Source organism: Aeromonas sp. Y318-3 (genome assembly GCF_027706185.1).
GTDB lineage: Bacteria > Pseudomonadota > Gammaproteobacteria > Enterobacterales > Aeromonadaceae > Aeromonas > Aeromonas veronii.
Genome location: NZ_JAPDCN010000001.1, coordinates 277453 through 290572, shown reverse-complemented (window position 1 = coordinate 290572; position 13120 = coordinate 277453). Strand labels below are relative to the sequence as shown.

The following is a 13120-nucleotide window of genomic DNA, read 5'->3' as shown; positions in this document are numbered from 1 at the left end:
GTCTACTCGATCCCCAGTGCGCGACGCACCGGCTTGAAGCTCTTGCGATATTCGGGCAACGGGCCACGCTCGGCCAGAATGGCGAGGTGCTCCGCAGTCGGATAACCCTTGTGGCGGGCAAAGCCGTACTCGGGATGACGGCTGTCCAGCTCGGTCATCTCCGCATCTCGGGTCACCTTGGCGAGGATAGAGGCGGCGCTGATGGCGGCCACCAGGCTATCGCCCTTGACCACGGCGCGCGCTTCCATCGGCAGCGCCGGACAGCGGTTGCCATCGATAAAGACCAGCTCGGGCGTCACCTTCAACCCCGCCACGGCGCGCTGCATCGCCAGCATGGTGGCATGCAGGATGTTGAGCTCGTCGATCTCCTCCGGGCTGGCGCGACCGATGGCCCAGGCGAGCGCTTTCTCTTTGATCTCGTCAAACAGCGCCAGCCGCTTCTTCTCGGAGAGCTTCTTGGAGTCAGCCAGTCCGACAATGGGATTGGCAGGATCGAGAATGACCGCAGCGGTGACCACGTCACCCACCAGGGGGCCACGGCCCACTTCGTCCACACCGGCAACCAGCTTGTCGTCAGGAATATCGATCATCATCTTGTAGCCTTGAATCAAAACAGGCCCCGTGGGGCCTGACAGGGGTCGACTGGCGCGGCATTACCGCTCGAAAACGAATGAACGGGTAGCGCGGCGCAATCGACGGTCCGAAATAGCGTTATCTGCCGAGCAGATCCGCCACCGCATCGGCAGCCTGCGAGTCGGCATTGCAGCGGATCAGCTGGTGCAGCTCGGTGAAGGTGTTGACCAGCGCACTGTTGTCGTGCTCGAAGTACTTGCTCACCTCTTCCACCAGATTCTCCGGGGTGCACTCGTGCTGGATGAGTTCCGGCACCAGCATGCGACCCGCGAGCAGGTTGGGCAGAGAGACAAATTCGGTCTTTACCAGTCGCTGGGCCAGCCAATAGCTGAAGGGCTTGAGCTTGTAGCCCACCACCATCGGCTTTTTCACCAGCATGGCTTCGAGCGCCGCGGTGCCGGAGGCCAGCATCACCACGTCAGCGGCGATCATCGCCTCGCGGCCCTGCCCTTCCAGCAGCACCATGTCGAGACCCGGCGCTACCTCGGCCTTGATGGCCATAAACTGCTCACGCCGTTTCTGGTTGACCAGCGGAACGATGAAGCCGAGATCCGGATAGCGCACCGTCAGGTGTTTGCACGCCTCGAGAAACAGGGGGGACATAAAGCCCACTTCTGCGGTGCGGCTGCCCGGCAGCACCGCCAGCCAGCGGCGATTGGCATCGATACCGAGATTGCGACGCACGGCGGCCTGATCCGGCACCAATGGAATATCGTCCGCCATGGTGTGACCGACAAAACGGCAAGGGGCGTCGAAGCGGTCGTAGAAGGCTTTCTCGAAGGGCAGGAAGGCGAGCACCATGTCGGTGGCGGCCTTGATCTTGTGAATGCGGTTCTGGCGCCAGGCCCACACCGAGGGGCTGACATAGTGAACCGTCTTGATACCGGCGCGGCGCAGTTTCAGCTCCACTCCGATATTGAAATCCGGTGCATCCACGCCGATAAAGATATCGGGCGGATTGGCAATAAAGTGGCGCAACAGTTCGCGACGGACCTTGAGAATGCGCGGCAGACGGCCAAGCACCTCGGTGATCCCCATGACGGAGAGCTCTTCCATCTCGAACAGCGCCTTGACGCCGAGGGCCTGCATCCGCGGCCCGGCGATCCCTTCGAACTGCGCATTCGGGTAGCGGGCTTGCAGCTCGCGCACCAGACCGGCAGCCAGAATGTCGCCGGAGACCTCTCCGGCGACGATACCGATACGAACCGGATCAGGCACGGATGATCCCGCGCTCGTTATCTTTGAGGAAGTCCACATAGAGCTGGACGGCCGGTTCGGCTTGCGCCATCTCGATCAGCACCGGCAGCACCTCTTCGATGGTCTTGCCGGAGCGGAAGATCTCTTTATAGGCACGCTTGACGGCAGAGATGGCCTCAGCGCTGAAACCGCGGCGACGCAGACCTTCAGAGTTGACCCCGAACGGCTTGGCGTAGTTGCCGGCAGCCATCACGTAAGGCGGCACGTCCTTGTTCAGAGCGGCGCAGCCACCGACGAAGGCGTGGGAGCCGACGCGGCCAAACTGATGAATGGCAGAGAGACCACCGAAGATCACGAAGTCACCGATCACCACGTGGCCCGCCAGTGTCGCGTTGTTGGCGAAGATGCAGTTGTCACCGATGATGCAGTCGTGGGCAACATGAACGTTGACCATGAACAGGTTGCCGCTGCCCACCCTGGTCAGGCTCTGATCCTGAATGGTGCCACGGTGGAAGGTGCAGTTCTCGCGGATGACGTTGTTGTCGCCAATCTCGAGGAAGGTGCGCTCACCGGCATACTTCTTGTCCTGGCAATCCTCACCGATGGAGGTGTGTTGGAAGATCTTGTTGCCGCAACCAATCTTGGTCGGGCCCTTGATCACCACATGGGAACCTACCCAGGTGTTGTCACCGATTTCCACCTCGGCGCCGATGACAGAAAAGGGGCCGATTTCAACCCCTTTACCGATCACGGCAGACTCATGGACGATGGCAGTATCGTGAATGATGGCAGTCTGGTCGATCACGTGTGTTAAACCTCGCGTTTGGCGCACATCAGCTCGGCGGTACAGACCACTTCACCGTCGACGGTGGCGACACCGGTGAACTTGGCAATACCGCGACGCTCTTTCAGGAACTCCACGTCCAGCACCAGTTGGTCACCGGGGCCGACCGGACGCTTGAAGCGAGCGTTGTCGATTGAGGCAAAATAGTAGAGTTCGTTGGGAGACGGCTTGCCCACCATGGTAAAGGCCAGGATACCGGTGGCCTGTGCCATCGCTTCCAGGATCAGTACGCCCGGGAACACCGGCTTGGCCGGGAAGTGCCCCTGGAAGATCGGCTCGTTGAACGAGACGTTCTTGATGGCGCGCAGGGTTTTTCGCTCCTCGCTGATCTCGTAGTCGTCTACACGATCCACCATCAGAAACGGATAACGGTGGGGCAGCAGATCCATGATTTCCTGGATACCCAGGCTCTTCTTTTCAGTAGTCAAAACAGTACCCTATACCAATCGTGATTATTCTTGATCCAGCTTCTTCTCAAGCTTGCTTAACCGCTTGTGCATCTCTTCGATACGCATCACCCGGGCGGCGGTCTTGCGCCACTCTTTATTGGTTTGCAGAGGGATGCCGGAAGAGTAGACACCGGGCTCGGTAATGGGTCGCATCACCATGGCCATACCGGTAACGGTGGCCTGGTCGCAGATCTCCATATGCCCGTTAAAGACGGAAGCGCCGCCAATGATACAGTATTTGCCGACCTTGAGACTACCAGCCATCACGGTGGAGCCCGCCACGGCGGTGCCGTAACCGATCTCCACGTTGTGGGCGATCTGGCACTGGTTGTCGATGATGACGTTGTCAGCGATGCGGGTATCTTCCAGCGCACCGCGGTCAATGGTGGTACAGGCACCGATCTCGACCCGGTTGCCAATGGTCACACCGCCGAGCTGGGGGATCTTGATCCACTCGCCACGCTCGTTGGCATAACCGAAACCATCGGCGCCGATCACTGTGCCGGATTGAACCAGACAGTCGGTACCCATGGTCACATTGTGATAGAGGGTGACGTTGGCCCACAGCCGGGAGCGGGCTCCCAGCCGGGTATTTTTGCCAACAAAACAGCCCGGGCCAATGCGTACATCGTCACCCAGCACGACGCCGGATTCGATCACTGCATTGGCGCCGATGGCCACTCTCTCGCCCAGTTGCACGTCAGCCGCGATAACGGCACTCGGATGAATATCCGTGGCCGGCTGCGGGGTAGTGTCCAGCAGTTGGGCTACCCGGGCAAAGCCCACATAGGGGTCTTTGAGCACCAGGGCATTGGTGGGACAAAATGGCAGATCCGCTTCGGTAATGAGCACGGCGGTCGCCTTGCTCTGCTCCAGATAGTGCCGGTACTTTTTGTTGGACAGGAAGGTGATATCCCCCTCCCCGGCCTTTTCCAATGTCGCTACCTTGCGGATTTCCAGGGTTCCGTCGCCATGGACCTGGGCCCCCAGTTGCTGGGCCAGCTGTGCGAGAGTGAATGCCATCAATTAGTTGCTCTTGCTTACCTGAGAAATAACCTGGCCGGAGATGTCCAGCTTGCTGGCAGCATACGGGGCGGCATTGCGCTCCAGCACCAGATCGTAACCATTGCTCTTGGCGATGGAATCGATGGCAGCCTGCACCTTGGTCAGGATCTTGTTGCGCTCTTCGGACTGACGGCGACCGTTGTCCTGCTCAAAGGCTTGACGCTTCTGGTTGAACTCCATCTGCAGCTTGGCCAGCTTCTCCTGGTTCTGCTTCTTCTGCTCGGCGCTCATGAAGGCTTCATCCTTGCGGAACTTCTCGACCAGCTTCTGGCCTTCCTGTTCCAACTTCTGCAGCTCACGCATGCGCGGCTCGAATTCACCTTTCAGCTTGGCTGCAACGGCTTCACGCTGGGGCAGCTTTTGGAAGACTTCGCCCATATCCACCACGGCGATCTTGGTCTCAGCGAAGGCAGAACCCATGCCGGCAGCCATCAGTGCAAAGCTCAAACCAGCTACTTTCAACGCTTTATTCACACTTACTCCTTGTTCCCTCATGGCGAGGGCTACCTGATTTACCCGATTATGCAAGCGGCGTTAGGACCGTCTTGTTACCTGGTGAGGCACGCATACCGCGCGTCCCATCATTGAAGACCCCCACCGCATGGGTGGGGGTGAAACTCTGCTTAGAAAGTACGACCGATGTTGAAGGAGAAGAACTCGGTGCGATCCCCTTCATATTTCTTGATCGGCTTGGCCAAGGCGAACACCAGCGGGCCCATCGGCGAGAGCCACTGCAGGGATACACCGGCAGAGACCCGGATATTGCCCGGGCTGGAGTAGTCCTGGCTCAGATAGTTGCAATCAGAACCGGCGGCGCAAGGATATGCTCCGTTGGCAAAATCAGTGCTCCAGACGGTACCTGCATCCATAAAGACGGTGGAACGGATCTGCGGACGATAAGTCTCGGAGACGAACGGGGTCGGGAAGACCAGCTCCAGTGTTGCAACGGCCAGAGCGTTACCGCCCACCGAGGTGTCGGAACCTTCATAACTGCCGGTCTCACAAGGTTGACTGCCAGTACAAGTGCCAGCCCCCGGTTTGTTGTAGGTCTTGTAAATCGCCTTGGGACCAATGGTGTTGCTCTTGAAGCCACGTACCGTATCGAAACCGCCGGCATAGTAGTTTTCGAAGAACGGCAGCATGGGGTCATCGCCATAGCCGTTACCGTAGGAGACGCGCCCCTTGCCGATCATCACCCAGTTATGATCCACATCTAGCGGGAAGTAATGGGCATCTTCGGCGGAGAGCTTGTAGTACTGCAGTTCCATGCCCGGCACGGTCACCTTGGCGTTGATACGCTGACGATCGCCAGAAGTCGGGAACATCCCCTTGTTCAGGGTGGAACGGGTCCAGCCAGCGGTGACATCGACGGTCACAAAGTCGAGGTTGGAACCATCCTGTGAATAGAGATTCCAGAACTGATCCATCTGCACCGACTGGCGGTTATCGTTCCACTGATCCCAGCAATAGGTATTGCCGTCAGTATCCGGATTGTCCTTTAGACATTCCTGATAGTTCTGGCTATTGAATGAGGGACGACTCAGCTTGGTGCTCTCGATACCGGTACTGAAGTCGAGACGGTTGAACTCGTTGACCGGGAAGCCGCTGGAGAGACGGAAACCGATGGTTTCGTTCTCGTAATCGACGATATCGGCATCATCGGCGCGGAACTGGTTGTAGTAGACCCGACCACCCAGGCTGACACCATCTACGGTGAAGTAGGGGTCGTTGTAGCTCAGGTCAACGTTCTTGGAGTAGTCGTTGGTGCTGGCGTTGATGGAGACCGTTTTACCGGTACCCATAAAGTTATTCTGAGAGATCCCCGCCTGCAGGCTCAGACCCGATTCGGTACCGTAACCGATACCGGCGTTGATGGAGCCTGCTGGCTGCTCCTTGACCTTGAAGTCGAGGTCAACCAGATCATCGTTGCCCGGCACCCGCTTGGTGTCCACTTCGACGCTCTCGAAATAACCAAGGCGGTTGAGACGGCTCTTGGACTGCTCGATGTTGTCGGAGGAGAGCCAGGTGCCTTCCATCTGGCGCATCTCGCGACGCAGCACCTGATCTTCGGTGGTGGCGTTACCGCTGAAGTTGATGTTGCGCACATAGACACGGGGGCCAGGCTCAACGTTGACGATCAGCTCCACTTCCTTGGTCTTGTCATTGACCTGCGGGAAGGTGACCACTTTCGGATAGGCGTAGCCGTAACGGCCGAGGAACTTGGAGAGCACCTCTTCGGTATGAGTCACCTGACTGGCGGAGTAGGTGCTGCCGGCAGCGATCGGGATCAATCCCTTCATCTCGCCACCGCGATCGATCAGGTCACCCTTGAGCTGGACACCTGAGACCTTGTACTGATCCCCTTCCTTGATGTTGAGGGTGACGTAGACGCCCTTCTTGTCGGGGGTCATGGAGACCTGGGTAGACTCCTGCTGGAAGCGGATATAGCCGCGGTCCATGTAGTAGGAGCGCAGGGTCTCGATATCACCGGCCAGTTTCTGCTTCTGATAGCGCTGATCGGCGGTGAAGTTCCACCAAGGCACTTCGTCGCGCAGGGAGAGCTGGGCAATCAGCTTCTCTTCAGGGAAGACGCTATTGCCGACGATGTTGATCTGCTGGATCTTGGCCGCTTCCCCTTCCACGAAGGTGAACTTGAGGTCGACCCGGTTGCGCGGCAACGGGGTGACGATCGCCTTGACCTTGGCGGAGTATTTACCCACGCCGTAGTAGAAATCTTCCAGTCCCTTCTCGAGGGAGGTGAGCACGGTGCGATCCAGCGGATCGCCCACACGGATACCGGAGGACTCCAGACTCTGGGTCAGTTGCTCCTCTTTGATATCCTTGTTGCCGGCAAACTCGATGCTGGAGATGGTCGGACGCTCCTTGACCATCACCTGCAGCACCTGGCCATCACGGTAAACCTTCACATCCTCGAAGTTACCCGAGGCATAGAGCTTCTTGATGGCGCTGGCCAGAGCCACGGAGTCGACGGTATCACCGACCCGGATCGGCAGGTTCAACAGTGCGGCACCCAGGGTCACCCGTTGCAGACCTTCGACCTGGATATCTTGCACCACAAAAGAGGCAGGGGCCGCCTGGGCCAGGAAACTGGCACCCAGCAGGCAACTCAACACCAATGCTTTTTTAACAGCCATTTTGTTCTTATGTGTCCTTGTTGATGCTCTGGCCTCAGAGGCGAGCGAAATCGTTAAACAGCGCAATGCCCATCAATAACATCAGAATGGCGGCGCCGATCCTGAAACCCACTTCCTGTATTTTCTCTGATACCGGCTTGCCGGTGACCGCTTCGATCAGGAAATAGACCAGATGGCCACCATCGAGCACCGGCAGGGGGAACAGATTGATAATTCCCAGGTTGACGCTGATGAGCGCCAGAAAACTCAAGAAATAGACCAGACCATAGTCGGCACTGCTGCCGGCGCCCTTGGCAATGGAGATGGGGCCGCTCAGGTTGTCCAGCGACACGATGCCACCGATCAACTTGCCAATCATGTCAAAGGTGAGCGTGATCAGGCTCCAGGTCTTGTCCGCGCCATGCCACAGCGCCTGCAAAGGCCCATACTGTAACAGAATTCGATATTCATCCGGTAATGGAACCAGTTGCGGTGAGAGACCGACGAATCCAACAAGCTTACCCTGCACCTTGCGGCTATCCGGGGTCAGGGTCACGTTGAGATCACTGTTGTTGCGCTCAACCACCACTTGCAGTGGTTCGCCCGGTGCCTGCTGCACCAGTTCGACAAACTGGGCCCACGCGGTAATAGGCTGATCGCCGACCTGTTTGATACGGTCACCGACCTGCAGCCCCGCCTTTTCACTGGCACTCTTGGCCACCACGGCAGCCACGACAGGCAGCACTTTGCCACTCAGGGGGACAATCCCCAAGCTGCCAATGGGCGACTCTTTATCCGGATCGAAGGTCCAGCCGGTCAGCGACAAGGTTTTATCGGTGGCATAGCTGGTATTGGGTGCCTGCACCTTGAGAGTCACTGCATCATCACCCAGATGGCTGATAAGGGCGTAAGTGACGCTCTCCCAGTCGCCGGTCTGCTCATCGCCAACCCCGACAATCTCCATCCCCGGCAGCACACCCGCCTCGGCAACGATGGATGCCGGACGCACCTCACCAATCACCGGCTTGACGCTCGGCACCCCGATGATAAACATCAGCCAGAGGGCAAACAGGGCAAACACGAAGTTGGCCATAGGGCCCGCGGCGACAATCGCCATCCGCGCCCAGACACTCTTGTGGTTGAAGGCATACTGCTCGTCACCGGGCTTGAGTTCATCGACCCGGCCATCGAGCATCTTGACGTAACCACCGAGGGGGATCAGCGCCAGCACATATTCGGTGCCATCTTTACCCATCCGGCGCCAGATCGCCTTGCCAAAACCGATAGAGAAGCGCTCAACCTTGACGCCACAACGACGGGCCACCCAGAAGTGACCAAACTCGTGCACCGCGACCAGCAGGCCCAGCGCAACAACAAAGGCACCGATATTCCACAACACACCGCCCATCAGCCAAGCTCCTCAATCAAAGTGTGAGCACGGGCTCTTGCCGCACCGTCCAGGGCAAACAGATCATCGAGCGAGCCGACTGCGCTGCTATCCAGCGCCAGCATCACTGCCTCGTTGATCCGGGCAATATCCATAAAGCCGATGCGCCCGGCCAGGAAGGCGGCAACCGCCTCCTCGTTGGCCGCATTGAGCGCAGTGGTCGCCGCTTGTCCCTTCTGGCAGGCATTGATGGCAAGCGCCAGACAGGGATAGCGATCATAATCAGGCCGGATAAAGCTGAACTCTCCGACACTGAAGAAATCCAAAGGTTCCACACCGGAAGGGATGCGATTGGGGTAAGCCAGCGCATGGGCGATGGGGGTACACATATCCGGATTACCAAGCTGGGCCAGTACAGAGCCATCCTTATACTGCACCATGGAGTGGATCACCGACTGGGGGTGGATCACCACCTGGATCTGCTCGGGCGCCGCATTGAACAACCAGCGCGCCTCGATGTACTCCAGCCCCTTGTTGATCATGGTGGCGGAGTCGACCGAAATCTTGGCCCCCATCGACCAGTTGGGATGGGCGATGGCCTGCGCCGGCGTCACCTTGGCCAACTCGCTGATCTCAGTGTAACGGAACGGGCCGCCAGAACCGGTCAGCAAAATCTTGCTGATCCCCGCCGCCGCCAGATCGCAAAAACCGGGCTGGCGCTGCACGGCGGTCGGCAGACACTGGAAGATGGCATTGTGTTCGCTGTCGATGGGCAGCAGCTCGGCGCCATGTTCGCGCACGGCTTCCATGAAGAAAGCACCGGACATCACCAGCGCCTCCTTGTTGGCCAGCAAAATACGCTTGCCGGCACGTACCGCGGCCATGGTCGGGGCCAGTCCGGCCGCACCGACGATGGCGGCCATCACGCTATGGGCGTCGGGGTGAGCGGCAACCTCGCAGAGGGCTGCTGCACCAGACATGACCCGGGTTGCACTACCGTGCGCTTTCAGACGGGCAGCCAGTTCACGGGCGGCCTCCTCATCAACCATCACGGCAAAACGGGGGGAGAATTCGAGGCAGTCCCGCAACATGGCATCCACGTTGCGGGCGGCGGTCAACGCCAACACTTGCCAACTGCCCGGGTTATGGCGCAGCACTTTCAAGGTACTCTGACCAATGGAGCCGGAGGCTCCCAGAATAACCAGTGACTTGTGCATCAAAACTCCTGACTGAGTAGCAGATAACTGAGCAGAAACACCGGCAGGGCGGCGGTCAGGCTGTCGATCCGGTCGAGAATACCGCCATGACCCGGCAGCAAGGTGCCGGAATCCTTGATGCCCGCTTCGCGCTTGAACATGCTTTCGGTCAGATCGCCGAGCACGGAGGCCAGCACCGCCAGCAGAGAGCAAAACAGCACGGTGATCATCTTGGCAGGAACAAATCCCATCGACCAGGTAACGCCGATGGCCAGCAGGCTGGCGGTAAAGAGGCCGCCACACATTCCTTCGATGGTTTTGCCCGGACTGACGGCGGGGGCAAGCTTGTGCTTACCGAACGCCTTGCCGAAAAAATACGCGCCAGAATCTGCCGCCCAGACCAGTCCCATCACGAACAACAGGATCCAGGCCCCCATCATGGGGTCATGGTAAAAGTTGTAACCACGGATGGCGACCAGCGACCAGAAGAAGGGAACCAGGGTCACCAGACCAAACAGCGACTTGAGCCAGATAGACTCTTTCCACAGCTTGGCGCTTTGGGGATAACGCAACACTAGCAGCAGACCCAGCAACCACCAGCTTACCGCGGTCCAGAGCACGCCCATCACGAGGGGGTGCAGGTGGGGCGTCCAGAGTTGCTCCACCGGCAGCCAAAAGAGGCTGGCACCGAGCAACAGACAAAATACGATGGGTAACCATTGTTGCGGAGCAGCAGAGACAAACCCACTCCATTCGCGACTGGCCAACAAAAACACCAGCGCAGCCAACAGGGCAAAAAATTTCAATGGCAGAAAGAAGAGCGCCCCCAACACCAGGGGGATCAACATCAAAGCAGTAATAATTCGTTGTTTTAGCAAAAGAAACCTCTCTCTTGGGAGCGGGGTTTAGCCGGTCTGCTGCTCGGCGATCAATTCCCGTATCTGTTCACCCGTGCAACCGAAGCGACGCTCGCGGGCAACGAAAGAGGCAACCGCCTCACTGAACTCGGCCTCGTTGAAGTCGGGCCACAATACCGGGGTAAAATAGAGCTCGGCATAGGCGAGCTGCCATAACACAAAGTTGCTGATGCGATGATCGCCACCGGTGCGGATCAACAGGTCCACGGGTGGCAGATCGGCCATGCAAACCTCGCGGGTCAACATGGATTCATCAATGTCGTCAGCGGCCAGTTCACCGGCCGCCACTGCTTTAGCCAGCTTGCGGGCGGCCTGGGCGATATCCCACTGGCCGCCATAGTTGGCCGCAATGTTCAGGGTCAACCCCTTGTTATTGGCGGTCAAGGCTTCCGCCTTGGCGATTTTGGCCTGCAACCGCTCACTAAAGCGAGCAGTATCGCCAATCACCTTGAGCCGGATCCCGTTGTTGTGCAGTTTCTGCACCTCACGACCCAGCACTGTGATGAACAGTTCCATCAAGGCACTGACCTCCCCTTCCGGGCGGCGCCAGTTCTCGCTGGAGAATGCAAACAGGGTCAATGCCTCGATCTTGGCACGCGCAGCAAAGGTAACGGCCTCGCGCACTGACTTGACGCCCGCCTTGTGGCCATAAACCCGCATCTTGCCTCGGTTCTGGGCCCAGCGACCGTTACCATCCATGATGATGGCGACGTGACGGGGTAAAGACGAGTTGGCACAATCACCCAACGCAGCCAAAAGCGACATGTAATTCTCCCACAAAGACAAAAGCGCCGTGCAGGGGCACTACACGGCGCTCGTAATATACCTTTCAGACGGTTAGATTTCCATTAGCTCCTTCTCCTTTACGGCAAGGGCCTCATCGACCAGCTTGATGTAGGAGTCGGTCAGTTTTTGGATCTCTTCCTGGGCTCGACGGTCGTCGTCTTCGGAGATCTCTTTGTCCTTCAGCAGCGCTTTCAGGTCGGCGTTGGCGTCACGACGGATGTTGCGCACGGCAACACGGGCGTTTTCCGCTTCAGCACGGACGATCTTGGTCAGATCGCGACGACGCTCTTCGGTCAGCGGCGGCAGCGGCACGCGCAGGGTCTGGCCATTGCTGGACGGGTTCAGGCCCAGATCGGAGGTCAGGATCGCCTTCTCTACCGCCTGGATCATGGAGCGGTCAAAAATGGAGATGGAGAGGGTGCGAGCATCTTCTGCCACGACGTTGGCCAACTGTTTCAGCGGAGTGGCAGCACCGTAATACTCAACCTGGATGCCGTCGAGCAGGCTCGGGTGAGCGCGGCCGGTACGGATCTTGGACATTTGAGTCTTGAGCGCTTCTACGCTCTTGCCCATACGGTCCTTGGCGTCGTTTTTAATCTCGTTGATCACAGTGGTTTTCCTTTTGGCGAACGAGCCGCTACACGGCCCGTGTCTATCTTATTTACTGACGTGATGGATAGGATAAGAGCGCCAGGTGGCTCACTTTTATCTTATTTACCAACGTGGTGGATCAGAGTGCCTTCCGGTTCACCCATGACAACCCGGCGCAGGGCACCCGGTTTGTTCATGTTGAACACGCGGATCGGCAGATCATGGTCACGTGCCAGGGTAAAGGCAGCAAGATCCATCACCTTGAGCTCTTTTTCAAGAACTTCATCATAACTCAGTTCATGATACAGCACGGCATCCGGATTCTTGACCGGATCTTCGTTGTATACACCATCAACCTTGGTGGCTTTGAGTACCACGTCAGCTTCGATCTCGATCCCGCGCAGGCAAGCCGCAGAATCGGTAGTGAAGAAGGGGTTGCCGGTACCGGCAGAGAAGATAACGACTTTGCCAGCACGCAGCTGGCTGATTGCCTCAGCCCAGCTGTAGGAGTCGCAGACGCCTTGCAGGGAGATGGCAGACATCAGACGGGCATTCACATAAGCACGATGCAGGGCATCACGCATGGCCAGACCGTTCATCACGGTTGCCAGCATACCCATGTGGTCGCCCACCACGCGGTTCATGCCCGCTTTGGCAAGACCGGCACCACGGAACAGGTTGCCGCCACCGATGACCAGACCGACCTGAACACCCAACTCAACCAGTTCTTTGATCTCTTGGGCCATCCGCTCCAGCACCGCCGGATCAATGCCGAAACCCTCGGATCCTTGCAGGGCTTCACCACTCAACTTCAGAAGAACACGTCTGTATGCAGGTTTGGGATTGGTACTCATGTCACTGATTCCTGGTCATATAAAGACCGCGACATAAGTCGCGGTCTGGGGAAACGGAAAAACCGGT

General features: G+C 58.2%; 13 protein-coding genes. All 13 read right to left on the bottom strand.

What is annotated here, in order from left to right; genetic code table 11:
- Nucleotides 1-2: 2 nt before the first annotated feature.
- The 13 genes from rnhB to pyrH all read right to left on the bottom strand — a co-directional run bounded on the left by rnhB (nt 3) and on the right by pyrH (nt 13053).
- On the bottom strand, nt 3-593 hold the full coding sequence (rnhB, locus tag OKB77_RS01460; RefSeq protein WP_150390376.1) for a ribonuclease HII: 591 nt from the start codon (nt 591-593) through the stop codon (nt 3-5).
- 118 nt (nt 594-711) lie between these two features.
- Nucleotides 712-1851, bottom strand: a complete 1140-nt coding sequence (gene lpxB, locus OKB77_RS01455) for a lipid-A-disaccharide synthase (protein ID WP_100654333.1) — start codon at nt 1849-1851, stop codon at nt 712-714.
- Nucleotides 1844-2635, bottom strand: coding sequence for an acyl-ACP--UDP-N-acetylglucosamine O-acyltransferase (gene lpxA / locus OKB77_RS01450; RefSeq protein ID WP_080741222.1), 792 nt, complete (start codon nt 2633-2635; stop codon nt 1844-1846). The genes lpxB and lpxA overlap by 8 nt, the downstream gene beginning before the upstream one ends.
- A gap of 5 nt (nt 2636-2640) precedes the next feature.
- A complete protein-coding gene (fabZ, locus tag OKB77_RS01445) occupies nt 2641-3102 on the bottom strand; it encodes a 3-hydroxyacyl-ACP dehydratase FabZ (protein ID WP_150390375.1) in 462 nt (153 codons plus the stop codon).
- A gap of 24 nt (nt 3103-3126) precedes the next feature.
- Entirely contained in the window at nt 3127-4146 is a 1020-nt protein-coding gene (gene lpxD / locus OKB77_RS01440; protein WP_005338561.1) for a UDP-3-O-(3-hydroxymyristoyl)glucosamine N-acyltransferase, read from the bottom strand.
- Nucleotides 4147-4149: 3 nt separating this feature from the next.
- Nucleotides 4150-4662 (bottom strand): OmpH family outer membrane protein, encoded by a 513-nt coding sequence (locus OKB77_RS01435; RefSeq protein WP_005338563.1) that lies wholly within the window; start codon nt 4660-4662, stop codon nt 4150-4152.
- 149 nt (nt 4663-4811) lie between these two features.
- Entirely contained in the window at nt 4812-7343 is a 2532-nt protein-coding gene (gene bamA / locus OKB77_RS01430) for an outer membrane protein assembly factor BamA (protein WP_270816823.1), read from the bottom strand.
- A gap of 34 nt (nt 7344-7377) precedes the next feature.
- Nucleotides 7378-8730, bottom strand: coding sequence for a sigma E protease regulator RseP (rseP, locus tag OKB77_RS01425; RefSeq protein WP_005338567.1), 1353 nt, complete (start codon nt 8728-8730; stop codon nt 7378-7380).
- Complete coding sequence (gene ispC, locus OKB77_RS01420; protein ID WP_265775702.1) at nt 8730-9926, bottom strand: 1-deoxy-D-xylulose-5-phosphate reductoisomerase; 1197 nt, start codon at nt 9924-9926, stop codon at nt 8730-8732. The genes rseP and ispC overlap by 1 nt, the downstream gene beginning before the upstream one ends.
- Nucleotides 9926-10783 carry a phosphatidate cytidylyltransferase gene (locus OKB77_RS01415; protein WP_026034918.1) on the bottom strand — a complete coding sequence of 286 codons (858 nt, stop codon included), beginning with the start codon at nt 10781-10783 and terminating at the stop codon, nt 9926-9928. The genes ispC and OKB77_RS01415 overlap by 1 nt, the downstream gene beginning before the upstream one ends.
- Nucleotides 10784-10810: 27 nt before the next feature.
- Nucleotides 10811-11587, bottom strand: a complete 777-nt coding sequence (gene uppS, locus OKB77_RS01410; protein ID WP_005338574.1) for a polyprenyl diphosphate synthase — start codon at nt 11585-11587, stop codon at nt 10811-10813.
- A gap of 72 nt (nt 11588-11659) precedes the next feature.
- Nucleotides 11660-12217, bottom strand: coding sequence for a ribosome recycling factor (gene frr, locus OKB77_RS01405; protein ID WP_005338576.1), 558 nt, complete (start codon nt 12215-12217; stop codon nt 11660-11662).
- 101 nt (nt 12218-12318) lie between these two features.
- A complete protein-coding gene (gene pyrH, locus OKB77_RS01400; RefSeq protein ID WP_005338577.1) occupies nt 12319-13053 on the bottom strand; it encodes a UMP kinase in 735 nt (244 codons plus the stop codon).
- Nucleotides 13054-13120: the final 67 nt, after the last annotated feature.